Below are 24,511 nucleotides of genomic sequence, written 5' to 3'. Positions count from 1 at the left end.
AAGGCGCCTTCCGGTACGGTTTCGCCGCCGTAATGGCGTTGGGTGCGGGGATGCCGGCCTGGGCGCACGACCCGCCTGCGCAGGCGGCCGTCGCCGGCAAGGAAGCCGGGACCCAGGCCAACGCGGTCGCCGGGCACGATGCGCATGCGACACACCGCGCGGCGGTAAAGGACTGGAACGCGGCCTACGCACGCGCGCTCAAGGCGCACCTGCAGGGATTGGCGGCGCAAGGAAACGCACGTGGCCTGCTCGCCGCTGCGCTGCTGCGGCCGGCCATCGCCGGGGTCGACCCGGCGACCGGTACCGGGTCGTCGGCCGTCGCATCCGAAGGCGACGGCTGGTTCGATGCCGCGTCCGCGGTCCGGCCGCGCGATCCGCTGGTGGCCTGGCGGGAGACCACCGGTTGCCAGCCGCTCTGGCGCCATTGCGATCCGGCCGGCGCGCTTGCATTCCTGCTGGAAACCGCCGGCGACGATATGGCCGTGCACCTTTCGGCGCTGGCTGCCGCCCATCAGCGCGGCGAGATGGAGGCCGCAGCCCACCATCTCCACGCTGCGGTGCAGGCGGTGCGGAACTCGGGTCCGCTGGTGGAGCTGGGGCGACTGCTGCTGGATTCCGTCGCGACCCTGCAGGCTCCCGCGATGCCGCCGGAAGTCGCCGCCGCGCTCGGCAGTGACTTCCGGCTCAATCGCGCGGCCACCGTTGCGGACCAGAACGGAGTCGTGGCGATGGCCGTATGGGCGGCCCAGGCGTTGCCCGCCTACGGCCCGCTCAGCAGCATGTGCAGGGTCGATGCCGATACGTCGGCCGGGCTCCGCGACGACTGCACGCGGATCATGGCGCGGCTGGCCGACAGCCCGATCCTGATCGAAGCCATGCTCGGCACCGTACGCAGCGTGCGCCTGGCCGGCGAAGGGAAGGAGGCCGCCGCGTGGCGTGAGCGCCTGCGTCAGCTCAACTGGACCCAGGAGCAGGCGCAGCATCTGATCATGTCCTCGACGGCGCCACTGCCGGCCGATTACCTGCAGCGCTCCCTGCGCGACGGCGAGATGGCGGCAATGAACGCGCTGCTGGAGGCAAGCGGCATCCCATTGCAGGCGCCCGCGGGTTGGCTGCCGGAGAATCCACGCATGCGCGGATTGGTGCTCGAGGGACGCGAACCGGTGGCGCCCGCGCCAAGCCCGCCGGATTCGGCGGCAGCAAAGCCCGGCGCCGGCTAGTCCGCCGGCACCGTCCGCTCCAGCGCCCACGCCCGCAACGCCTCGACCTGCTCGGACATCAGCACCGACAGCGGCCGCGTACCGCGGATCTCGTGCATGAGCAGGTCGGTGTCGAGCACGCGCTGTTCGGCATGCGCGGCATACAGGCCGGAGACGATCGCCTGTTCGATTTCTGCGCCGGAAAAGCCGTTGGCGGCCGCGGCCAGTGCCGGCAGCGCGAAAGCTTCAGGATCCAGCCCGCGCTCGTGCAGGTGGATCCGCAGCAATTCCATCCGTGTATCCGGATCGGGCAGGTCGACGAAGAAGATCTCGTCGAAGCGGCCCTTGCGCAGCAGTTCGGCCGGCAGGTGCTGGACCTGGTTGGCGGTGGCGACCAGGAACACCGGTGCGGTGCGCTCGGCCATCCAGGTCAGCAGGTAGCCGAGCACGCGCCGCGACACGCCGCCATCGCCCTCGCCGGCATCGGCCGACACGCCCTTCTCGATCTCGTCGATCCACAGCACGCATGGCGCCAGCTGTTCGGCCGAAGCCAGCGCGGCGCGAAGGTTCTGCTCGGTCTCACCGTGGTACTTCGCATAGAGGGTGCCGAAGTCCAGGCGCAGCAAAGGCACGCCGAAGCCACCGGCAATGGCCTTGGCCAGCAGCGACTTGCCGCAGCCCTGCACGCCGAGCAGGAGCACGCCGCGCGGCGGCTCGAGCCCGGGCGGCGGGCTGCCGCCGAACGCGGCGCGGCGCTGGCCGATCCAGCGCTTGAGCCGGCGCGCGCCGGCCACGTCGTCGAAGCCGGCGGTGTCGTACTCGTAGTGGAGGTGGCCGCTGCGGTTGAGCAGTTCGAATTTCAGCTTCGCCAGTTGCGGAACGTCCGAGGCGGTGATCGCGCCGTCGCCATGGATCAGCTGGCGGGCGATCCGGCGCGCGTCGTGCAGGTCCAGGCCCTGCAGGTGGCGCACGATCTGGCGCACCGCGTCCTCTTCGGCCTCGACCCGGCGGCCGCCGTTCTCGCGCGCGTAGGCGGCCGCTTCTTCCTTGACCAGCCTCAGCAGCGCGGCCGCATCGGGCAGGCGCGGGCTGAAGCGCACGGCCAGCGCTTCGAGTTCCGCCGGCAACTCCACCTTGGCGCCGACCAGGACCAGCACGTGCGGTTCGCAGCCGCGGCGCTGGACGATGTCGCGCAGCAGGCGCTGGTGGCTGGCGTAGCCCAGGTAGGGATGGATATCGAGCAGCAGGTAGATGCCGCGCTGGTCGGCCTGGCGGATCGCTTGCAGGACCGAACTGGCGTCGGGCGGGCCCTCGGCCGCGTCCTCGCGGTCCAGGTCCATCCGGCGCAGGCCTTCGGTGATCGTCCAGCGGTGCAACGCGCGCCACACCTGCATCAGCGCCTGCCGGAACAGTTCCACCACCCGCTCCTCGTCGCGGGTCTCGATCACGATCAACGGAGTGTTGGCCCGGATCAGGGCGGTCAGGTCCTGCAGCTGGCTCATGGGCGGTCCGTGGCGGGGGCCGGCGCACGATAGCAGCGGCATGCCCGGCCTTCCTACCGCCTCCACGGAGGCCGGTGTACCCTGCGGACAGCCAATCCGGAGGCAGACCGCGCATGAAGACGATTTTGGTGGCCGGTTCCAAGGGGGGAGTGGGCAAGACCACCATCGCCACGCATCTCGCGGCGCACTCCGCCCTGCAGGGGCGGCGCACGGTCCTGGTGGATGCCGATCCGCAGCATTCGGCCACGCGCTGGGCCGAGCGCCGCGCGGAACTGGAAAGTGCCGTGCTGCCGATCGATGCCAGCCGTCGCCGCGCCTGGCGCTCGTGGTTGCCCGACGATGCACAGCAGGTCGTGATCGATGCCCCCGCCGGCGCGCTGGCCGACGATCTGGACAGCTTCATCGACCATGCCGACGCGATCGTGGTGCCGGTCCAGCCCTCCGCGCTGGACATCGAGGCCACCGTGGGCTTCCTCAACACGCTGGCCAAGGTGCCGCGCGTGCACAACCGCAAGCTGCCGGTCGGGCTGGTGCTCAACCGGACCAAGCCGCGGACCAATGCCAGCCAGCAGGCGCTGGAGATGCTCAAGGGCTGGCCGTATCCGGTGGTCGGCCAGTTGCGCGATACCCAGGCCTACGTCGTCCTGGTCGGGCTGGGCCGCAGCCTGTTCGATTACCACTCCGCGCAGGTACGCGAGCACCAGGCAGACTGGGAGCCGTTGCTGAAGTGGCTGGCCAAGGCGTGACCGGGGGGAGTACGCGATGAGACAGGTGATTCTGCTGCGCCATGCACACGCCGAGCCGGCCTCGCCGGGACAGGCCGACCTGGACCGGCCGCTGTCGCCGGTCGGGCTGGCCGAGGCCGAAGCTGCCGGCCGCTGGCTGGCCGAACAGGGCCTGCAGCCCGATCGCGTGCTGTGTTCGCCGGCCCGACGCACCCGCGAGACGCTCGAGGCGGTACTGGGGATCATCGGCTACGCCGAGCAGAGGCTCGACGAATCCATCTACGAAGCCACCCCGGGCACCCTGATCGGATTGCTGCAGGGCCAGGAGGAGGTCGAACGCCTGCTGCTGGTCGGGCACAACCCGGGGCTGGAGCGCCTGGTGGCGCTGCTCGACAGCGGCCAGACCAGCGACTACCGCGGCATGCCGCCGGCGGCCGTGGCCGTGCTCGCGTTGCCGGAACTTCCCGGGCAGGATCCGATCGAACCGGGTCTTGGCCGGCTGACGGCGTTCTGGTGGCCTTAACCGATGTGGAAATCCGGGCTGCATGTGTGGCTGCTGTGCGTAGCCCTGGTTGTGAGCGCACCCACGGCCGGCGCGCAGCCGGCGTCGCCGACGGTGGCCTTCGACACGGCCAGGAGCTGGCTGGGCTTCGAGGTCCGGACCCGCTTCGGCCAGCGCCTGGCCGGCGAGTTCCCGCGCTACCAGGGCGCCGTCGAGCACCTGCCTGACGGCAACCACCGGGTGCGCCTGCGGATCGCCACCAGCGAGGCGATGATCCCCGACCGCCCGCGCTACACCAGCTGGATGCGCAGCCAGAGCTTCTTCGACGCGATCCGCCATCCGTGGATGGAATTCGTGTCCGAACCCTATGCACCCTCGCTGCTGCACGACGGCGGGCCGTTGCGGGGCCGGCTCAGCCTGCGCGGGGTAACCCGCGACGTGGAGCTGGAGGTGGCGCCGGCGGGTTGCGCGCGCCCGGGCCTGGAGTGCGACATCCAGGTGAGCGGCGCGATCGAGCGGGCCGACTACGGCATGCGCGAATGGCAGTTCGCCCTGGCCGACCAGGTGCACCTGGAGGTGCGGGTGCGCCTGCAAGAGACCGCGCCGTGACCCTGCTGCTGCGGGCGTCGCTGGTCGCGCTGCTGTTGTCGTCCGCCGCCTGCAGCAGCCTGACCCCGCGCCAGCATGAGCGCGCGGCCGCGATCGCGGTGGCCGGGCGCGCCACTACGGTCGATTGCGAACGCGCGGACCGCTGCGCGGTCCCGTCGGAGCTGCGCGCGCTGGGCGGCGAGGCGTTCGCCGCCTCGGCGGCCGGGCCCGACGCGCCGCCCCGGCATCACGTGTTGATCCTGGACGAGGGCGGGGACGCGCTGCTGGCGCGGATCAACCTGATCCGCAGCGCGACCCGCAAGATCGACCTGCAGACCTACATCTTCGACAAGGACGACAGCGCGCGGCTGGTGATCGACGAGCTGCTGGCGGCTGCCAAGCGCGGGGTCCACGTGCGGGTGCTGATCGACCAGCTGTCGGCCATCGCCGACCTGCAGATCCTGGCCGCGCTGGCCGGCGCGCACCAGAACCTGGAGTTGCGCATCTACAACCCCACGTTCGGCCTGGCCATGCCCAACTACATGCACTACTCGGCCAGCGTGATCTGCTGCTTCCGCCGCTTCAACCAGCGCATGCACAACAAGCTGCTGGTGATCGACGACGCGGTCGCCATCGCCGGCGGGCGCAACTACCAGGACGATTATTACGACTGGGACGCGGAGTTCAATTTCCGCGACCGCGACGTGCTCGTCGCCGGGCCGGTGGTGCGGGAGATGGAGCGCAACTTCGCCGAGTACTGGGCCGATCCGCGCAGCGTGCCGGCCGAGCGCCTCAACGATGTCGCGCATGTGTTGCTGGCGCAGGGCGTTCCTCCGCTGCCGCCGGCACCGTCGCAGCGGCCGGAGCGGGTGGAAATGATGTCGCGCGCCGCCGCCGACGCGGAGATGGTGCATGCGCGCCTGGTGGCGCGCGCGATCGCGGTGGGCGAGGTGACGTATCTGGCCGACGTGCCGCAGAAGCACCACGAAGGGCCGGACCCCGACGGCGCAGGCGTCTCCGGGCTGGCCGGGTTGCTGGCTGGCGCGCAGGAGGAGATCCTGCTGCAGACGCCGTACCTGGTCCTGTCCGACAGTGCGCTGGAAATCTTCCGGGACCTGCGTGCCCGGCCCGAGCCTCCAAGGGTGGTGGTGTCCACCAACAGCCTGGCCGCGACAGACAACCCCGTGGTCTACGCGTTGACCTACAAGTACAAGCGCAGGCATGTGCGCGAGTTGGGCTTCGACATCTTCGAATACAAACCGTTCCCTGCCGATCCACCGGTGGATCCCGAGCTGGGTGCTTGGCAGCCGGGCGATCCCGGCGCCTCGCCCGCGGTGGCGCGCAGCGAAGCGCCGGGTGGCAGCAGCGGCAGTGGTGGCGCCAGTGAGGACCGCCAGGTCGAGGACAAGCTGCGCACCGAAACGCGTCCGTCGCTGCTGCGCACCAGCGCGCCGGCCAACCGCCCGGTTCCGGTCAGCGGCGAGGGCCCGCGCACCGGCCTGCACGCGAAATCGGTGGTGATCGACCGCCGCATCGGCGTGGTCGGCACGCACAACTTCGATCCGCGCAGCGAGACCTACAACACCGAAGCGGTGGTGGTGATCGACGACCCCGTTTTCGCGCTCGCACTGGCGCAGAGCATCGAGCGCGACATCGCGCCGGGAAATTCGTGGACGGTGGCGCCGCGGGAAAAGCCGCCGGTGCTTTCCGGACTGAACTACAGCATGGGCAAGGTGCTGGAGGCTTCGCCGATCCTGGACCTGTGGCCTTGGCGCTACGCCACTAACTATGAATTCCAGCCCGGTCCGGACTGTCCCCTGCCGGTGTCGCGCCGTGACCCTGCATTCCATCGGTGCTACGTGGCGGTGGGCGACTTCCCTGAAGTAAGCCTGGGGCCGAAGACGATCTTCACCCGCATGCTGACCGCCTTCGGCGCGGGACTGGTGCCGATCCTCTGATCCTTGCGGAGCGGTCGGCCCCGGTCTGGGCCGCGGCAGGCCGGGGCTATCGCGGTCGGCACGACGGCACGTCCTTGTGCCGGCGCGCCGACGCGGGCATCCATGTCCGCTGCCGCGATACCCCCATGGCCCGGCAGCCCCACCGAAGCGGATGCTTTAGACCTGCACAGCGCGGCAAGCAGACTCGCCATGTCCGGCGCCTGGTCCGGCGGCAAGCGCTCGCGTGAACCGATGCGCGGTGGGCGTGCCCAAGGCCACACCAGTTGCCCGCTCCAGGTTGCAGCGCGGTAATCCATCCGCACCCGAACCTCCACGGCGATAATCTTCGCCATCCCCGAAAGCGAATCCGGCCATGGTCTTCCGCGCCCCCGTTTCCATCGAAGCCCTCAACACGCTCAGCCGGGGCACGCTTATCGAGCACCTCGGCATCGTCTTCACCGAAGCCGGCGAGGACTGGGTCCGGGCGACCATGCCGGTCGACGCGCGCACGCGCCAGCCCTACGGGTTGCTGCATGGCGGCGCCTCGGTGGTGCTGGCCGAGACGCTGGGCAGCAGCGCCGGCAACCTGTGCCTGGACACGCGCGAGCAGATGGCGGTGGGCCTGGAGATCAACGCCAACCACCTGCGGGCGGCACGCGAGGGCACGGTCACCGGCACCGCGCGGGCGCTGCACGTCGGCCGCACTACGCAGGTCTGGGACATCCGGATCGAAGACGCACGTGGCCGCGCGGTGTGCGTATCGCGGCTGACCCTGGCCGTGGTGCCGGTGTCGAGCCCGGCGTAGGCACGACGGACAGCGGTCGGGGGTCGCGCCGGATGGCTGCCGTGGGCGGACCGGCCGGGCAGCGGCGCGTCCGCTCGATCCTTCCGACATGGCGTCCTTCGTCGCCGGCGTGGCTTCGCATCGCGGCGCGATATCCACGACGCGCCATGGCGCGGTATCGTGCGCGACCATGAACCCCACCCCCCCACGTGCCCCCCGGCGCTCCCGACGACCGGCTGGCGGCCTTGCGCGCATCTGCCGCTACCTCTACCGCATTCCGCTGCTGCTGCTGCACCTGCTGCTGCCGCTGCCGCTGACCATGCTTTGCCTGGCGCCACCGTTCGCGCGCATCGCGTGGGGACCGGAGACACTGGGCGATCGCGCGGTGCGCGCGTGGTCGGCCGGGCTGCTGTGGATCTTCGGCTTCCGCCTGCGCCGCTTCGGCACGCCGCTGCCGGGCGCGGCCCTGTTCGTGGCCAACCATGTCAGCTGGATCGACATCGAGACCCTGCACAGCCAGCGGATGATGGGGTTCGTGGCCAAGAGCGAGATCGCCCGCTGGCCGCTGGTGGGCTGGCTGGCCGCGCGCGGGCAGACCATCTTCCACCAGCGTGGCAGCACCGACTCGCTCAACGGCGTGATCGAACTGATGGTCGGCCGGCTTCGCGAGGGGCGCGCGGTGGGCGTGTTCCCGGAGGGGCGTACCCGCAGCGGCGAGGAAGTGGGGCCGTTCCATGCGCGGATTTTCCAGGCCGCCGTCGATGCGCAGGTGCCGGTGCAGCCGGTGGCGCTGCGGTACGGAAACGGCGGCGACGCGCAGACCGTGGTCGCGTTCGCGCCGCGGGAGAGCTTCCTGGCCAACTTCCTGCGCCTGCTCGGTGAGCGCCCACGCGTGGCCGAGGTGCACTTCCTCGCCCCGGTCGCGCCGGGCGATGTCGACGGCCGGCGCCGCATCGCCGAACTGGCCCGGGAGCGGATCGTGGCGGCCATGGCCGGTTGAGGCGACGGTAATGGGACGTTGAGGCACCACCGGCGCACTTGCGCCCCGGATGCTGCGGTGCAAAATGGTCCCGGGCGCCCGTCGCCCGATACCCCCGCCATGCTCAACGCCGCCGACTACCAGCCCCCCAGACTCCTGCGCAATCCGCACCTGCAATCGGTGCTGGGTTCCAGCGCGCTGCGCCGGCGGCGCGGACTGCGCGCACTGCTCGCCAGCGGCGCCACCACCACCGAGCACATCCTCGACGGCGGCGGTGGCGCGCGCCTGCAGGGCTGGCACAGCCACATCCCGGGTCGCGAAGCGCGCGGTACCGCCTTGCTGCTGCACGGCTGGGAAGGCAGTGCCGAGTCGGGCTACATGCGACTGACCGCGGCGCGCCTGCTGGCCGACGGGATGGATGTGTTCCGCCTCAACTTCCGCGACCACGGGGACACGCATCACCTCAACGAAGGGCTGTTCCACTCCAACCGCCTGGACGAGGTGGTGCACGCGGTCGCCGACATGGTTCGCCTGCTGCGCGTGCGCGACCTGGTCGTGGCCGGGTATTCGCTGGGCGGCAACTTCGCGCTGCGCGTGGGCCTGCGCGCCGAGGTGGCCGGGCTGCCCTTGCGGCGGATCGCCGCGGTCTGCCCGCTGGTCGATCCGGCCACGACCATGGCCTGCATGGAACGCGCGCCGCAGATCTACGACTGGTATTTCCGCCGCAAGTGGCGCACCTCGCTATTGCGCAAGCGCGCGTTGTTTCCCGAGCAGCACCGCTACGACGACGCCACCCTGGCCCTGGACATGCGCAGCCTGACCGCGTGGCTGGCCCAGCGTTATGCCGGGTTCGGCCGCGTCGAGGACTACTTCGACAGCTACTCGATCGCCGGGGACCGGCTGGCGACGCTGGGCGTGCCGGCGAACATCCTGATGGCCGAGGACGACCCGGTGATCCCGTTCGACGACTTCCACCGCTGGCGGCTGCCACCAACGGCGCAACTGGAAGTGGCCCGCTGGGGCGGGCATTGCGCGTTCGTGGAGAACCTGTACGGGGACGGTTTCGCCGAGCGCTGGGTCGCCGAACGGCTGCGCGCCGCCCTGCCGGGCCGCTGAACAGCGGTTGCCCGCGACGGGCGCGGTAAACTGCGGGTTTTCCGCGGAAGACCCCGAAATGCTGGAACGGATCCACGAGGCGCTGAAGCGCGATGCCGTCGACGAGGCGCTGGCCCTGGCCCAGGACTGGGTGGCCCAGGCCCCCGACGACGCACAGGCGCAGCGCGCGCTGTCCACCACCCTGGCCCAGGCCGGCGACGTGGCGGCCGCACTGGTCGCGCTGGACCAGGCGATCCTGCTGGCACCGGAGGACGCGGGCCTGCACTTCGAGCGCGCCGCGCTGCTGCTGCGCTCGCGCGACAACGATGCGGCCCGCGATGCGCTGGGCCAGAGCCTGGGCCTGGACCCGAACCACCTGCCGTCCTACCTGGTGCAGGCGCAGATCGCACTGGCGCGCGGCGACATTGCCGAAGCCGAGCGGCTGAGCCGCACCGCCGCGCGGATCGATCCCGAACACCCGCGCCTGGCCGCCCTGGATGCGTTGCTGGCCCTGCGCGGCGGCGATGCCGATCGCGCCCTGGCCCTGGCCTCGGCGGCAAGCGCGAAGGTCACCGACGATCCGCAGCTGCTCTCGGTGCTCGGTTTCGGCTACCTGGCCAAGCGCCATTGGGCGTTCGCCGAGCAGGCCTTCCGCCGCGTGTCCGAACTGCTGCCCGATGCGCGCGCGCTGCGCCCGCTGCTGGCGCAGCTGGCCGCCGCGCAGGGCCGGATGGGCGAGGCGGCCGACCTGGTCGCGCCGCTGCTCGAGGACGAGGCGACCGCCACGGCGGCGCTGCGTCGCGTCGGCGGCTTGTACGCGCTGCAGGCCGGGCGTACCGACCAGGCGCTGGAGCAACTGCGCCGTGCCCTGGCCGCGGGTCCCGATCGCGCGGTGCTGCAGGGGCTGATGCAGCTGTGGCGCGAACGTGATGACCGCGACGAGGCCCAGGCGACGCTGGAGGCGGCATTGGCGACGCACCGCGACGCCGGCGACCTGTGGGCCGCGCGACTGGCGCTGGAAACTCCCGGCACCGCCGAGGGCGAACAGGTGCTGGAGCGCTGGCTCGGGGCGATGCCCGACTTCGTGCCGGCGCTGGAGACGGCGATGTTCCAGCGCGACCGCGCCGCGGACCTGGAAGGCGCCGGCCGTTTCGCGGCCCGCCTGCTGGAGCTGCAGCCGGCGCATCCGGCGGCGGGGCAGTTCCTGGCCGAATCCTTGCTGGCCGGTGATCCCGACGCGGCCGTGAACCGCGCACGCGCGGCGGTGGCCGCGCAGGCTTCGGAAGAGACGCGCACGCCGATGCGCGGCTGGCTCGGTCGCCTGCTCGATCGCGCCGGACGCCCCGCCGACGCACTGGCCCAGTGGCGATCCCTGCACGCCGAGTTCGGCGCGAACCGGCTGGCCTTGCCCGTCCTTGCGCCGGCGCCGGACGCCGGCTGGCCGGCGCTGTCCACGCCCGTTCCCGGCACCGGCCATCCCATCCTGCTGTGGGGCCTGCCGGGCTCGGGCATCGAGCGCGTCGTCGATACGCTGGCGGCCGGCCCGATGCTGCGCGACCGCTTCAGCGACCAGGCGCCCGCCGACCCGCTGGCCGCACCCGCATCGGCGCATGCGTTGCGCGATGGCACGCTCGCTCCGGCACAGCTGGTCGAGCAGTGGCGCGCACAGCTGCCCGCGCGCGGCATCGCCGACGGCAACGTGATCGATTGGCTGACCTGGTGGGACAACGCCCTGCTGCTGGCTTTGCGGCCGCACCTGCCCGAAGGCCTGCTGATGGTGGCGGTGCGCGATCCGCGCGACATGCTGCTGGACTGGCTGGCGAGCGGGTCGCCGGTGCCGCTGGCGCTGGACGATCCGGACACCGCCGCGGCATGGCTGGCCCAGGGCCTGGAACAGCTGGCTGACCTGCACGAGCAGGATCTTTATCCGCACCTGCTGATGCGACTGGATGGGGTGCTGGATGCGCCGGCGCAGCTGGCCGCCGTGGTCGGGCAGGCGCTCGGGGTGCAGCTGCCGCCGCCGCCGCCCGCGCCACGGCGCATGCCGCCGGGTCGCTGGCGTGCGTACGCCGATCTGCTGGCCGGTCCGTTCGCCCACCTGGCGCCAGTCGCGGCGCGGCTGGGCTACCCTGACGCCTGATCCAAAGGAGCCGAGCATGCGCATCGGGAGCGACAGTTTCGATCCTCGCGGTTCGATTCCGGCCGAGTTCGCCATGGGCCAGGCCGATGGATTCGCCGCCAACCGCAATCCGCACCTGGCCTGGGACGGCGTGCCCGACGGCACCCGTTCCTTCGCCCTGTTGTGCATCGATCCGGATGCGCCGACCGTGCCGGAGACGGTCGGCCGCGAAGACCTGCAGATCCCGGTCGAACAGCCGCGCGCGGACTTCGTCCACTGGGCGGTGGCGGACATCGCGGCGGACGTGCGCCTGGTCGCCGCCGGCAGTTGCTCGGACGGAATCACGGCGAAGGGCAAGCGTTCGCCACCCGGATTGCCGGGCGCCCGCCAGGGCCTGAACGACTACACCGGCTGGTTCGCCGGCGACGCGCAGATGGGCGGCGACTACTTCGGCTACGACGGCCCGTATCCGCCGTTCAACGACCTGCGCGTGCACCGCTACTTCTTCCGCCTGTTCGCCCTGGACGTGGCCACGCTGGACCTGCCGGCGCGCTTCACCGCCGGCGACGTGCATCGCGCGATGCAGGGCCACGTGCTGGCCGAGGCGTCGGTCTACGGCACCTACAGCCTGAATCCATCGCTGTCGTAGCGCCGGTCCGGCGCGAGTGGCACAGGGGCTGGTCCCGCCATCGGGCGCTGCCGGGTACGGCAGCACATCGTCCGCCAGGGGGCGAGCTCGCACGGCCGCGTGCAGCACCGGAAAAAGGAACGGCCGCGCGAAGGCGGCCGTCCTCTCGAAACGCTGGCCGGATCGATCAGCGCTTCACCTGCTCCGACTCCACGACCATGTCCAGCACGTACGCATACCTCGAGGCGTCGGCCGGCACGTCCTTGCGCGTGTAGCGGTCGATGCGCAGCACGTTGCGCACGCCGGGCTGGTGCGTATAGCCCTCGATCTCGTCGAAGAAGTTCTGCCACTCGCCCGGCTCGCCGGCGCGCAGGCCGTTCTCGTCGAACCGGATCTCGCGCACCTGCAGGCACTGCTTGTCCGGGATCAGCGGATGGCTGCACGGCTTGGTTTCCGGTCCGACCTCGAGGAAGACGCGTTCGGCCGGGCCGCCGAAACGGTTGGCCGCGGTGGGCGATCCCTGGAACACCAGGCGGTCGCCGCCGGCATTGGTCAGCACCAGCTCGGGCGTGTCGCCGGCGGTGCTGGCGACACCCAGCGTGCCGGCCAGGCGCTTGCCGACCTCCGCGTCCAGCGCCGCCAGCTTCGGATCGGAGCAGGCCATCATGGTGGACGCCATCGGACTGAGGCTCAGCGTGTCGCCGGCCAGGGTGAAGCCGCCGGACATGCGGTTGCAGGTGTTGGATACCGCCAGCCGCCCGTCGGCGAAGTCCAGTTGCAGCGGGGCATCGGCGCGTACCAGCAGGGCCTCGATGGATTGCCCCTGGGCATCGGTGGCGGTGGCCAGCTTCCAGTGGAAGGCCGGCAGCAAGGCGGCGGTGTCGCCGGGCGTGGCCATCGTCGGCGGCGCGGCCGGATCGGACGTGGCCGCGGCAGGCAGCTCGCCCGGGGGCGGTTCGGCGGAGTCGGACGCCGGCTTGGTGCAGGCGGCCAGCGCAAGGGGCAGCAGCAGGACGAGCGGGAGCGCCAGCGGGCTACGGGTGTGCGGGAGCTTCATGGGACCTCCGGTGCGGGCCGGCCGCGGGGCCGGCAGTGGGATGCGGCACGTATCGGTACAACGGCTGGATGCGCCCGCCGGGGTTCGCCGGGCGTGAACGTCGCCGGTCAGGCCCCCGCCGGCATCAGCGCCAGCAGGAGCAGGCCCAGCACGATCCGGTAGATCGCGAAACCGGTGAAGCGGTGTGCCTTGATATACCCCATCAGCCAGCGCACCACCACGAAGCCGGTGATCGCCGCGGCGGTGAAGGCGACCGCGACCGAGGACCAGTCCTCGTCGCCGAGCCCGCCGGCCATCGCCAGTTCGAGGAAGGCGAAGCCGCTGGCGGCGAACATGGTCGGGATGCCGACCAGGAACACGAACTCGGTCGCCGAGGCGCGGCGACTGGTGCCGGCCAGCATCGCCACGAAGATCGCCGCGGCCGAGCGCGAGGTGCCGGGGAATATTCCTGCCACGACCTGGGCCAGCCCGACCAGCACGGCCACCTTCCAGGTCACCGTGGCCAGGTCGCCGCGCTTTTCTGCGAAGTGTTCGGCCACCAGCATCCACAGGCCGCCCAGGACCAGCGCCCAGGCGATCGGGGTCACCGTCTCGGGCAGCTCCCAGCCGGCAAGGCGTACGGGCAGGCCGACCAGCGCGGTGACCAGGAAGGCGACGCCGATCTTGGCCACGTAATCGCGATTCGCCGGCTGGCCCAGCCCGGTCGCCAGCTCCCACAGGCGGTGCCGGAAGGCCAGGGTGACCGCGAGGATCGCGCCGGCCTGGATGACGATGTTGAAGAAATCCGAGCGGGCGCCCAGCCAGTGCTGCGCGATCAGCAGGTGCCCGGTGCTGGAGATCGGCAGGAATTCGGTCACGCCTTCGAGGATGCCCAGCAGCAGGGCGGCGAACAGGTCGGACACGACGGGAACCGGGCGGGAAGAAGGGCGCACAGGATAAGCAATCCGCCCCTCGCCCTCCATGCACCAAAAAGGTTCTAAGCATGCACCGAATTGATGCACCCGAATGGTGCAATTGCATCATTCGCACCTCGACGTTCAGTCAAATCAACAACTTGTGATTCGCTCCGTGGTTGGCATGCGCCCTGCTAGGTCATCGATACCTAACAACCCCGAGGTTGCACGCGATGTCCGTGGAAAACGTTGAGAAGCTGATCAAGGACAACCAGGTCGAGTTCGTCGACCTGCGTTTCGTCGACATGCGCGGCGTGCAGCAGCACGTGACCTTCCCCGCCAGCATCGTGGAAGCGTCGCTGTTCGAGGACGGCAAGATGTTCGATGGCTCTTCGATCGCCGGCTGGAAGGGCATCAACGAATCGGACATGGTCCTGCTGCCCGACGCCGACACCGCGGTGCTCGACCCGTTCACCGCCGACCCGACCCTGATCCTGACCTGCGACGTGCTCGATCCGGCCACGATGCAGGGCTACTCGCGCTGCCCGCGCGGCATCGCCAAGCGCGCCGAGGCGTACCTGAAGTCGCTCGGCATCGCCGACGTGGCGTTCTTCGGCCCGGAGCCGGAGTTCTTCATCTTCGACGCGGTGCGCTTCGCCAACGACATGGGCCACACCTTCTTCAAGATCGATTCGGAAGAGGCGGCCTGGAACACCGGCACCAAGTACGAGAGCGGCAACACCGGCTACCGCCCGGGCGTGAAGGGTGGCTACTTCCCGGTCGCGCCGACCGATTCGCTGCACGACCTGCGCTCGGAGATGTGCAAGGAGCTGGAAGCGGCCGGCATCGAGGTCGAGGTCCACCACCATGAGGTCGCCACCGCCGGCCAGTGCGAGATCGGCACCAAGTTCAACACCCTGGTGAAGAAGGCCGACGAGCTGCTCACCACCAAGTACATCATCAAGAACGTCGCCCACCGCAACGGCAAGACCGCCACCTTCATGCCCAAGCCGATCGTCGGCGACAACGGCAGCGGCATGCACGTGCACCAGTCGCTGGCCAAGGGCGGCACCAACCTGTTCTCCGGCGACGGTTACGGCGGCCTGTCGCAGATGGCGCTGTGGTACATCGGCGGCATCTTCAAGCACGCCAAGGCGATCAACGCGTTCGCCAACTCCGGCACCAACAGCTACAAGCGCCTGGTGCCCGGGTTCGAGGCGCCGGTGATGCTGGCCTACTCGGCGCGCAACCGCTCGGCCTCGTGCCGCATCCCGTGGGTGTCCAACCCGAAGGCGCGCCGCATCGAGATCCGCTTCCCCGATCCGCTGCAGTCCGGCTACCTGACCTTCACCGCGCTGATGATGGCCGGCCTGGACGGCATCAAGAACCAGATCGACCCGGGCGCGCCGAGCGACAAGGACCTGTACGACCTGCCGCCGGAAGAAGAGAAGCTGATCCCGCAGGTGTGCTCGAGCCTGGACCAGGCGCTCGAGGCGCTGGACGCGGACCGCGAGTTCCTCAAGGCCGGCGGCGTCATGACCGACGACTTCATCGACGGCTACATCGCGCTGAAGATGCAGGAAGTGACCAAGTTCCGCGCGGCCACGCACCCGCTGGAATACCAGCTGTACTACGGCAACTGAGTGGGAAGCCGGCGCGCGCGGTTGGGGAATCGCGCGCGTCGTGCACTGGGCCGGCCTCGCGCCGGCGCCTGAGCAGAGAGAGCAGCACGCAGCACAGGGGAAGCAAGAGAGAGATTCACGGGCCTGCATGACCTCCCCCAAGAAGTCGGGTGCAGCCTGCGAATCGGTGCGCCGCCGCCGTCACGGAGCGGCCATGTCGACCGGGACGCCGGGTCCTTCGTGACCCGGCAGTTCCCCGGGGTTCCGAACGCCGGCCGCAAGGCCGGACCCTCCACCATCGGGATGCGAACATGAAACTGATCACCGCAATCATCCGGCCGTTCAAGCTTGACGAGGTGCGCGAAGCCCTCGCCCAGGCGGGCGTGTCGGGAATCACCGTGACCGAAGTCAAAGGCTTCGGTCGCCAGAAGGGCCACACCGAGTTGTACCGCGGCGCCGAATACGTCGTCGATTTCCTGCCGAAGATCAAGATCGAAACCGTCGTCACCGACGAGCGCCTGGACGCGGTGCTGGAAGCGATCCAGCAGTCGGCCGGCACCGGCAAGATCGGCGACGGCAAGATCTTCGTCACCGCGGTCGAACAGGTCATCCGCATCCGCACCGGCGAGATCGGCGCGGACGCGCTCTAACCACCACTCGGAGCACAGCCCATGAACATCCGTTTGCTGTCCGGGTGGAAAGCCCGGTTCTATGCCATCTGCCTGACCATGCTGGTCAGCGCGCTGGCGGTCACCACGTTCGCCGGTTCGGCGATCGCGCAGGAACCCGCCGCGCCGTCGGCTGCCGAAGCGGCCGCCGTTGCTGCCGATGAGGCCGCTGGTACGTCCGGTGAAGTCGATGCGGCGGCTGCGGCTGCCGTAGCGGCGGCCGACACGGCCGTCGCCGCCGCAGTCGCTGCAGTCGAAGCGCCCGCCGCCGAGCCTGTCGTCGACAAGGGCGACGTCGCCTGGATGCTGACCTCGACCATGCTGGTGCTGCTGATGGTCGTGCCCGGCCTGGCCCTGTTCTACGGCGGCATGGTCCGCGCGAAGAACGTGCTGTCGGTGCTGGTCCAGGTCGCCGTGGTGTTCTCGCTGCTGACGGTGTTGTGGATCGTCTACGGCTACAGCCTGGCCTTCTCGGGCGAGGGCGCGTGGATCGGCAACCTCGACAAGCTGTTCCTGAAGGGCGTCACCATCGGCACCCTGGCGGCCACCTTCACCGAGGGAGTGAGCCTGCCGGAGTACGTGTTCGTCGGCTTCCAGGCGACCTTCGCCGGCATTACCGGCGCGCTAATCGTCGGCGCCTTCGCCGAACGCGCCAAGCTGGCGGCGGTGCTGCTGTTCTCGGTGATCTGGTTCACGTTCGGCTACCTGCCGCTGGCGCACATGGTGTGGGCGACCGGTGGTTTCCTGTTCGAGAAGGGCGCGCTGGACTTCGCCGGCGGCACCGTGGTGCACATCAATGCCGGCGTCGCGGGCCTGGTGGGTGCCTACTTCATCGGCAAGCGCCTGGGCTATGGCCAGACCGCGCTGAAGCCGCACAACGTGACCCTGACCTTCGTGGGCGCTTCGCTGCTGTGGGTGGGCTGGTTCGGCTTCAATGCCGGCTCCAACCTCGAGGCGACCGCCGGCGCGGCGCTGGCCTTCCTCAACACCCTGGTCGCCACCGCCGCCGCGGTGCTGGGCTGGTCGCTGACCGAGAAGCTGGTCAAGGGCAAGTCCTCGGCGCTGGGCGTGGCCTCGGGCATGGTCGCCGGCCTGGTCGGCATCACCCCGGCCGCGGGCCTGGTCGGTCCGTTCGGCGCGGTGGCCATCGGTTTTGCGGCCGGCGTGATCTGCGTGTGGGGCGTCACCGGCCTGAAGAAGCTGCTGGGTGCGGATGACAGCCTGGACGTGTTCGGCGTGCACGCGGTCGGCGGCATCGTCGGTGCGATCCTGACCGGCGTGTTCTTCTCGCCGGCGCTGGGTGGCCAGGGCGGCGAGGACTTCGACATGGCTTCCCAGGTAGCGACCCAGGCGCTGGGCGTGGGCCTGACCATCGCCTGGATCGGCCTCGTCTCGGTGATCGGCTTCAGCGTGGCCAAGCTGGTGTTCGGCCTGCGGGTGAACGAGGAGTCCGAGCGCATCGGCCTGGACATCACCTCGCACGGCGAGTCGGCCTACGAGGCCTGATACGGCGGTCAAGCGATACCCGGCCCACGGTGCAGCCGTGGGCCGGTTCCTCCCGATGCGGCCGGCGTGGTCGGCCGCATCCCCGGGCGGTTACTGCCAAGCGCGCTGCCGGGGGGCGTAGCGCATCCGCCATCGCCGAGGTGATCCCGTGTTCCCCCTCATTTCCCCGATCCGCGGCCCGCGCTTGCCATTGGCGCCGGCTGCCGCTGCAATGGGCCATGGCCCTTCACCGGTTCTCCCTCCTGATGTCCGCCCTGCTGCTGTGCGCCTGCGCGCCGGCACCGGTGCGCAATCCGCTCGCGCAGTGGGAGCCATCGCCCAACCACGATGCGCGCCGCGCGATCGTGGTGGTGCTGCATGCGACCGAGCAGGAGTCGGTGGCGCAGAGCCTGCACACGCTGCGCACCGCCAACAGCGGCGGGCCGGTCAGCGCGCATTACCTGGTCGGTGCCGACGGGTCGCTGTACCAGCTGGTCGAGGATTCGCGCCGCGCCTGGCATGCCGGGGGTGGCAGCTGGGGCACGATCGACGACCTGAATTCGGCGTCCATCGGCATCGAGCTGGACAACGATGGCACTGAGCCTTTCCCGCCCGCGCAGATCGACGCGCTGCTGCGCCTGCTCGAGGACGTCAGCGCGCGGCTGCGCATCCCGCGCCACGCGGTCATCGCGCATGCAGACATGGCGCCGACGCGCAAGCGCGATCCGGGGCCGCGTTTCCCGTGGCGGCAACTGGCCGACGCAGGCTTCGGCCTGTGGCCCGATCCGGCCGACGGTATCCCGCCCCCGGGCTTCGATCCCTGGCTGGCGCTGCAGGCGATCGGTTACCCGCTCGACGACCGCGCCGCCACGGTGCGTGCATACCGCCGCCACTACCGGGGCGACGAGGCCGAGGTCCTGGACCAGGACGACCATCGCATCCTGCATTCGCTGGTGCTGCAGGCGCGCCGGGTCCGCTGACGCCGCAACCGGGGGGATATCGCACGGCACGCCTCTATGCACTAAATTGGTGCAATGGACGCCGTGACCCCCGCAGCCCCCACCCTCGAACAGCTGGGCACCCCGGTGGCCTGGGCGGACCATCAGGCGCGCATCACCGGGGTCAACCCGGCGTTCCCGCGCTGGCTGGGGGTGGGTCCGCGGCGGCTGCTCGGCCAGCCGCTGGCGGCGCTCGAGCTGGACGGGGATGCCCTGGCCCGCTTCCTGGAACAGGACGAGCGCGAGGTGCTGCGCCTGCACCGGATCGCGCTGGGACTGCCCGGCGAAGCGCCGCGCTACGCCGATGGCTGGGTCACCCGCACCGCCGACGGTTGGCTGCTGGAAGCCCATCCGGCCGATGCGTTCGCCGAGCCCGACCCGGCCCGGGCACTCCCAGGCGCCTTGCAGGCCGCGCTCAAGGGCCTGGCCCATGAGCTGCGCAATCCGCTGGCCGGGCTCAAGGGCGCCGCCCAGCTGCTGTCGCGCCGCGCCGGCCAGCGCCCGGAGGAGACGGGCGAGCGCGAACTGATCGAACTGATCGGCGCGGAGATCGATCGCCTCAGCCAGCTGGTCGACCAGCTGCTGTCGCCGGCGCCGCATCGACCGCATGCGCCGTTGAACATCCATGCCGTGCTCGAGCGCGTGCTGCGCCTGGCCGAGGCCGAAGGCGGCTGGACGGTGCGCGTGCAGCGCGACTACGACCCCAGCATCCCCGAATTCGCAGGCGATGCCGACCGCCTTACCCAGGCGGTGTGGAACCTGGTCCGCAACGCGCAGCAGGCCAGCGCGTCGACGATCATCCTGCGCACCCGGGTCGAGAACGGCCTGCATATCCGCGACCACCTGCACGCCCGCGCGCTGCGGGTGGAGATCGTGGACGACGGCCGCGGCGTGCCCGACGAGCTGGCCGAACACCTGTTCCTGCCCCTGGTCAGCGGTCGCGCCGAGGGCACCGGCCTGGGCCTGGCCCTGGCCCACCAGGTCGCGCGCGAGCATCGCGGTTCGCTGACCTTCCGCTCGCGCCCCGGGCATACCGTTTTCACGCTGCTGCTGCCGCACAACGAATCCGAAGGAGCACCCACCGCATGAGCGTCGCCATGAGCGCCGACAACCGACGCGTCTGGGTGGTCGACGATGACCGCTCGGTGCGCTTCGTGCTGGCCACCGCGTTGCGCGATGCCGGCTACGAGGTCGACGGCTTCGAGAACGCGGCCAGCGCGCTGGCGGCCCTGCGCGTGCGCGGGGCGCCGGACCTGCTGTTCACCGACGTGCGCATGCCCGGCGAAGACGGACTGAAGCTGCTGGACCGGCTCAAGACCGCGCATCCGCACCTGCCGGTGATCGTGATGTCGGCCTATACCGACGTGGCCAGCACCGCCAGCGCGTTCCGCGGCGGCGCGCACGAATTCCTGTCCAAGCCGTTCGACCTGGACGATGCGGTGGCGCTGGCTGCGCGGGCCTTGCCGGCGAGCGCGATCGCCGCTCCCGCCGCCGATCCCGAGCCGGCGCCGGAAACGGTGGCCGGGGCTCCGGAGCTGATCGGCGACACGCCGGCGATGCGCGCGCTGTTCCGCGCGATCGGCCGGCTGGCGCAGGCGCCGCTGTCGGTGCTGATCACCGGCGAGACCGGCACCGGCAAGGAACTGGTGGCGCACGCGCTGCATCGCGAGTCGCCGCGCTCGACCGGGCCGTTCGTCGCGCTCAACACCGCCGCGATCCCCGCCGAACTGCTGGAAAGCGAGCTCTTCGGCCACGAGGCCGGCGCGTTCACCGGCGCACAGAAGCGCCATGTCGGCCGCTTCGAGCAGGCCAACGGCGGCACCCTGTTCCTGGACGAGATCGGCGACATGCCCGCCTCGTTGCAGACCCGGCTGCTGCGCGTGCTGGCCGAGGGCGAATTCTTCCGCGTCGGCGGGCGCGAGCTGATCCGCGTCGACGTGCGCGTGATCGCCGCCACCCACCAGGACCTGGAGACGCTGGTCCAGCAGGGCCGCTTCCGCGCCGACCTGCTGCACCGGCTCAACGTGGTCCGACTGCAGTTGCCGCCGCTGCGCGAGCGCCGCGGCGACATCCCGCTGCTGGCCGATACCTTCCTGCACCGCGCCGCCCGCAAGCTCGGTGCGGGCGGCAAGCGCTTCGACGCCGGAGCGACGGCTGCGCTGCAGGCGATGGACTGGCCCGGCAACGTGCGCGAGCTGCAGAACCTGTGCTGGCGACTGGCCGCGCTTGCGCCGGGCGAGACCATCACCGTCGACGATCTCGACGAAGTGCAGGCACCGGCGAGTGGGGTCGTGCCGGCCGCTTCGGCGGCGTCGGTGCCGCCGGCCGAATGGGACCGACAGCTCGGCAAGTGGGCGCTGGACTGCCTGCAGGCCGGCGCGCGCGACCTGCACGCCGAGGCGCGCGACCGCTTCGACCAGGCGCTGCTCAACGCGGCCCTGCAGCACACCGGCGGCCGGCGCGTGGAAGCGGCGGCGCTGCTGGGCGTCGGTCGCAATACGGTCACCCGCAAGCTCGGGCCGGGGCGCAAGCGGCGCTGACGCCGGGTCAGCACTGCGCGCCACGGCGCGCGCACGTTCATGCCGCCTGAACCGGCATGCGGCTTATGCTCGGGGTCGCTTCGTCCATTCCCGCTGGGAGTTCCACCATGCGAACCGCATTCGTCCCCCTTGGCCTGCTCGGTTCACTCGCCGTCCTGGCTGCCTGCAGCAGCACGCCGCCCGCCGCACCGGCGCCGCCCGTCGCCACCAGCACCGCGCAGCAGGCGGTCGCGGTCATGGCCTCGGCCTCGGGCAGCCGGGTAAGCGGCAAGCTGACCCTGGCCCCGATGGGCGACGGCGTGCACATCAGCGGGGAGGTCGGCGGCCTGGTACCGAACACGCAGTCCGGGTTCCACGTGCACGAGAAGGGCGACTGCAGCGCGGTCGACGCGACCAGCGCCGGCGGGCATTTCAATCCGGCCACCAGCGCGCATGGGCGTGCCGGCACCCCGATCCACCATGCCGGCGACATGGACAACATCACCAGCGATGCCGGCGGCGTGGCCAGGGTCAACGTGCACCTGCGCGGCGTCACCCTGGGCGGCGGAGCGGCCAACGACATCGCCGGCCGCGCGGTGATCGTGCATGCCGCACCGGACGACTACCACACCCAGCCCACCGGCAATGCCGGCGCGCGGGTCGCCTGTGGCGTGATCAAGGTGGTGCAGTAGCTCCGCGGCGCGGTCGAGGCGATCGTATAAGGATGCCGGCCGCCGCGCGCGGTGACCGGCGACCGTTGAGCGGCGGGCCGCGATGCCGTGATGCGAGGGCGCGGGAAGGCGTGACGACCTACTGCAATTGCGCGCGCGCGTCCTGCTGGCCGTCGCAATGCACGAACAGCACCGGGATGCCGTGTGCTTCGAGCACGGCGGCGAACTGGCGCTGGCGCGCGAGGAAGTGCTCGTACACGCGCTGCAGCCGGTCGCAATCGCCTTCACCGCCCTGGTAGTGCATGCACCAGCCGGCCGGATCGAACAGCGCCATCCGCACTTCGCCGTTCTCCAGCCGCAGCAGCGGTTCGGCGCCCTGGTCCAGCCACTCGACCGCGTGGGGGGCGAGCAAGGCGGCCTCGACCAGGTTCCACAACGGCGCCAGGCCCTGGTTGTCGTATTGCATCGCCATCATCGCGGCGAGGTCGTGCACGCTGAGATAGCGGGCGTGCTCGACCCGTGCCGCGAAGCCGTCCTGCGCGGCCAGCGCGGTATCGGGCTGGGCCATGCCCAGGGCCAGCAACTTTTCCTCGAGGGCTTCGGCGACCGCGGAAACCGTATCCGCGGCGCCCACAAGGACGAACGGCAGCACGCGCAGGCCGCCGCCAGCCAGCGCCGGATCGGCCTGGAACGGCATCGGCACCCCGCCCTCGGCATCGGCGCCGAAGGCGAGCACGCGCGGACCCTGGTCTCGACCGGGCGCGCGCGCATGCAGTTCCTGCAGCCGCTGGTGCAGTGGCCAGCCCGGGCGCAGCGATTCGGCCGGATCGAAGTGTGCGGCAGCCAGGACCAGGTCCAGGTCCGATACGCCCTCAACCAGCGCCGCCAGGTCGCGACCGACCCGGATGGCCAGTTCGCCGGCCTGCTCCGGCGGCAACGCGGCGTGCCCGGGTTCGGCGCCGCCGGCCAGCTCCAGCGCGAACGCGCCCCTGAATATCGCTTCAGCCATGCGCCTGCCTCCATCGGGCGTTGTCGCACACACGGGCCGTGCGCGCGGTCACTTCGTTCATGCCGGGGTGGGTCTGGATCATTGGCCGCCTGACGGGTCGGGGCTACACTGCGCATTATGCATTCGGCCGCGTATGCAGGCCGCCCCCACGAACGGAATCCGACCGAGGTCACCGCATGCCAGCCGTCCGTCCCGTCGCCATCCTAGGCGGCGTCCGCATCCCGTTCTGCCGCCAGAACACCGCCTATTCGGACGTCGGCAACCTCGGCATGTCGGTGCGGACCCTCGGCGCGCTGGTCGAGCGCTTCGGCCTGCACGGCCAGCAGCTGGGCGAAGTGGCGATGGGCGCGGTGATCAAGCACTCGTCGGACTGGAACCTGGGTCGCGAGGCGGCGCTGTCGTCGGGCCTGTCGCCGCTGACCCCGGGCATCACCCTGCAGCGCGCCTGCGGCACCAGCCTGGATTCGATCATCACGATCGCCAACAAGATCGCGGTCGGCCAGATCGAGTCGGGCATCGGCGGCGGTTCGGACACCACCTCCGACGTGCCGATCGTCTACGGCAAGAAGCTGCGCGCGCGCCTGCTGGCCGCCAACCGGGCGAAAACCACCACGGACAAGATCGCCGCCTTCAAGGGTTTCAAGCTGGCCGAGCTGAAGCCCGAGTTCCCCGGCGTGGCCGAGCCGCGCACCGGCAAGAGCATGGGCGACCACTGCGAGGACATGGCCAAGCAGTGGAACATCTCGCGCGACTCGCAGGACGAGTGGGCGGTGTCGTCGCACCGCAAGCTGGCCGCGGCCTACGAGCGCGGCTTCTTCGACGGACTGATCGCGCCGTTCCGCGGCGTGGAGCGCGACAACATCCTGCGTGCCGACACCTCGCTCGAAAAGCTGGCGACGCTGAAGCCGGCATTCGACAAGGTTTCCGGTCGCGGCACGCTGACCGCCGCCAATTCCACTCCGCTGACCGATGGTGCCGCCGCGGTGCTGCTGGCGTCGGAGGAATGGGCGCGTGCGCATGGCCACGAGCCGCTGGCGTACCTGCGCGACGCGCAGGTGGCCGCGGTCGACTTCGTCCATGGCGAAGGCCTGCTGATGGCGCCGACCGTCGCGGTGCCGGAGATGCTTCGCCGTCATGGACTCACGCTGCAGGATTTCGACCTCTACGAGATCCACGAGGCCTTCGCCGCGCAGGTGCTGTGCACGCTGCGCGCGTGGGAGAGCGAGGACTACTGCCGCAACCGGTTGGGGCTGGATGCGCCGCTGGGCCGGATCGATCCGGAGAAGATCAACCCGGTCGGTTCCTCGCTGGCCACCGGCCATCCTTTCGCCGCCACGGGTGCTCGCGTCATCGCGACCGCCGCCAAGCAGCTCGCCGAACGCGGGGGTGGCCGCGCACTGGTCTCGATCTGCACGGCCGGCGGCATGGGTGTGGTCGCGATCGTCGAACGCTGAGCGAAGGATCCTGTCCACCGGAAGGGCGGCTTGGCCGCCCTTCCGCGTTTCGGGGCACCGTGCTGCTATCGTGGATC

22 protein-coding genes are annotated in these 24,511 nt (G+C 70.7%); 18 read left to right on the top strand and 4 right to left on the bottom strand.

Annotation, left to right across the window (positions count from 1 at the left end):
- Positions 1-32: 32 nt before the first annotated feature.
- Positions 33-1,220, top strand: a complete 1,188-nt coding sequence (locus CSC65_RS01085; protein ID WP_162408115.1) for a hypothetical protein — start codon at positions 33-35, stop codon at positions 1,218-1,220.
- Here the strand turns inward: CSC65_RS01085 and CSC65_RS01080 are convergent.
- On the bottom strand, positions 1,217-2,701 hold the full coding sequence (locus CSC65_RS01080; protein ID WP_162408114.1) for an AAA family ATPase: 1,485 nt from the start codon (positions 2,699-2,701) through the stop codon (positions 1,217-1,219). The two genes, CSC65_RS01085 and CSC65_RS01080, sit on opposite strands and share 4 nt — an antisense overlap.
- A gap of 113 nt (positions 2,702-2,814) precedes the next feature.
- Between CSC65_RS01080 and CSC65_RS01075 the strand changes: the two genes are divergently transcribed.
- The 9 genes from CSC65_RS01075 to CSC65_RS01035 all read left to right on the top strand — a co-directional run bounded on the left by CSC65_RS01075 (position 2,815) and on the right by CSC65_RS01035 (position 12,079).
- Positions 2,815-3,447, top strand: a complete 633-nt coding sequence (locus CSC65_RS01075; RefSeq protein ID WP_162408113.1) for a ParA family protein — start codon at positions 2,815-2,817, stop codon at positions 3,445-3,447.
- 16 nt (positions 3,448-3,463) lie between these two features.
- Positions 3,464-3,949 (top strand): SixA phosphatase family protein, encoded by a 486-nt coding sequence (locus CSC65_RS01070; protein WP_162408112.1) that lies wholly within the window; start codon positions 3,464-3,466, stop codon positions 3,947-3,949.
- Positions 3,950-4,000: 51 nt separating this feature from the next.
- Entirely contained in the window at positions 4,001-4,537 is a 537-nt protein-coding gene (locus CSC65_RS01065; RefSeq protein WP_238390220.1) for a YceI family protein, read from the top strand.
- On the top strand, positions 4,534-6,474 hold the full coding sequence (locus CSC65_RS01060; RefSeq protein WP_162408110.1) for a phospholipase D family protein: 1,941 nt from the start codon (positions 4,534-4,536) through the stop codon (positions 6,472-6,474). Before CSC65_RS01065 ends, CSC65_RS01060 begins: the two co-directional genes overlap by 4 nt.
- 352 nt (positions 6,475-6,826) lie before the next feature.
- Complete coding sequence (locus tag CSC65_RS01055) at positions 6,827-7,258, top strand: hotdog fold thioesterase (RefSeq protein ID WP_162408109.1); 432 nt, start codon at positions 6,827-6,829, stop codon at positions 7,256-7,258.
- 169 nt (positions 7,259-7,427) lie between these two features.
- Complete coding sequence (locus tag CSC65_RS01050; RefSeq protein WP_162408108.1) at positions 7,428-8,237, top strand: lysophospholipid acyltransferase family protein; 810 nt, start codon at positions 7,428-7,430, stop codon at positions 8,235-8,237.
- Between the two features lie 99 nt (positions 8,238-8,336).
- A complete protein-coding gene (locus CSC65_RS01045) occupies positions 8,337-9,332 on the top strand; it encodes a YheT family hydrolase (RefSeq protein ID WP_162408107.1) in 996 nt (331 codons plus the stop codon).
- Between the two features lie 58 nt (positions 9,333-9,390).
- A complete protein-coding gene (locus tag CSC65_RS01040) occupies positions 9,391-11,451 on the top strand; it encodes a tetratricopeptide repeat protein (RefSeq protein ID WP_162408106.1) in 2,061 nt (686 codons plus the stop codon).
- Between the two features lie 16 nt (positions 11,452-11,467).
- On the top strand, positions 11,468-12,079 hold the full coding sequence (locus tag CSC65_RS01035; RefSeq protein WP_162408105.1) for a YbhB/YbcL family Raf kinase inhibitor-like protein: 612 nt from the start codon (positions 11,468-11,470) through the stop codon (positions 12,077-12,079).
- A 166-nt stretch (positions 12,080-12,245) separates the two neighbouring features.
- On the opposite strand, the gene CSC65_RS01030 is transcribed toward CSC65_RS01035, so the two are convergent.
- Positions 12,246-13,088, bottom strand: coding sequence for an META and DUF4377 domain-containing protein (locus CSC65_RS01030; protein WP_162408239.1), 843 nt, complete (start codon positions 13,086-13,088; stop codon positions 12,246-12,248).
- A gap of 134 nt (positions 13,089-13,222) precedes the next feature.
- A complete protein-coding gene (locus CSC65_RS01025) occupies positions 13,223-14,017 on the bottom strand; it encodes an undecaprenyl-diphosphate phosphatase (RefSeq protein ID WP_162408104.1) in 795 nt (264 codons plus the stop codon).
- Between the two features lie 224 nt (positions 14,018-14,241).
- Between CSC65_RS01025 and glnA the strand changes: the two genes are divergently transcribed.
- The 7 genes from glnA to CSC65_RS00990 all read left to right on the top strand — a co-directional run bounded on the left by glnA (position 14,242) and on the right by CSC65_RS00990 (position 21,992).
- Complete coding sequence (glnA, locus tag CSC65_RS01020) at positions 14,242-15,651, top strand: type I glutamate--ammonia ligase (protein ID WP_162408103.1); 1,410 nt, start codon at positions 14,242-14,244, stop codon at positions 15,649-15,651.
- Between the two features lie 290 nt (positions 15,652-15,941).
- On the top strand, positions 15,942-16,280 hold the full coding sequence (locus CSC65_RS01015; RefSeq protein WP_162375855.1) for a P-II family nitrogen regulator: 339 nt from the start codon (positions 15,942-15,944) through the stop codon (positions 16,278-16,280).
- 21 nt (positions 16,281-16,301) lie between these two features.
- Positions 16,302-17,804 carry an ammonium transporter gene (locus tag CSC65_RS01010; RefSeq protein ID WP_162408102.1) on the top strand — a complete coding sequence of 501 codons (1,503 nt, stop codon included), beginning with the start codon at positions 16,302-16,304 and terminating at the stop codon, positions 17,802-17,804.
- 245 nt (positions 17,805-18,049) lie between these two features.
- Positions 18,050-18,763, top strand: a complete 714-nt coding sequence (locus tag CSC65_RS01005; protein ID WP_238390219.1) for an N-acetylmuramoyl-L-alanine amidase — start codon at positions 18,050-18,052, stop codon at positions 18,761-18,763.
- Positions 18,764-18,817: 54 nt separating this feature from the next.
- Positions 18,818-19,870: a two-component system sensor histidine kinase NtrB gene (locus CSC65_RS01000; protein WP_202922802.1), complete on the top strand. Its 1,053-nt coding sequence runs from the start codon at positions 18,818-18,820 to the stop codon at positions 19,868-19,870.
- Positions 19,867-21,321, top strand: a complete 1,455-nt coding sequence (gene ntrC / locus CSC65_RS00995; protein WP_162408099.1) for a nitrogen regulation protein NR(I) — start codon at positions 19,867-19,869, stop codon at positions 21,319-21,321. Before CSC65_RS01000 ends, ntrC begins: the two co-directional genes overlap by 4 nt.
- A gap of 107 nt (positions 21,322-21,428) precedes the next feature.
- On the top strand, positions 21,429-21,992 hold the full coding sequence (locus tag CSC65_RS00990; protein ID WP_162408098.1) for a superoxide dismutase family protein: 564 nt from the start codon (positions 21,429-21,431) through the stop codon (positions 21,990-21,992).
- Positions 21,993-22,110: 118 nt separating this feature from the next.
- Here the strand turns inward: CSC65_RS00990 and CSC65_RS00985 are convergent, their stop codons facing one another.
- Positions 22,111-22,980 carry a hypothetical protein gene (locus CSC65_RS00985; RefSeq protein WP_162408097.1) on the bottom strand — a complete coding sequence of 290 codons (870 nt, stop codon included), beginning with the start codon at positions 22,978-22,980 and terminating at the stop codon, positions 22,111-22,113.
- Between the two features lie 176 nt (positions 22,981-23,156).
- On the opposite strand from CSC65_RS00985, the gene CSC65_RS00980 reads away from it, so the two are divergent.
- Positions 23,157-24,434, top strand: coding sequence for an acetyl-CoA C-acetyltransferase (locus CSC65_RS00980; RefSeq protein ID WP_162408096.1), 1,278 nt, complete (start codon positions 23,157-23,159; stop codon positions 24,432-24,434).
- The last annotated feature ends 77 nt before the right edge of the window (positions 24,435-24,511 follow it).

The organism is Pseudoxanthomonas daejeonensis (genome assembly GCF_010093205.1).
GTDB lineage: Bacteria > Pseudomonadota > Gammaproteobacteria > Xanthomonadales > Xanthomonadaceae > Pseudoxanthomonas > Pseudoxanthomonas daejeonensis.
The sequence above is the reverse complement of the archived record's forward strand: the minus strand, read 5'-3'. Positions and strand labels throughout refer to the sequence as shown.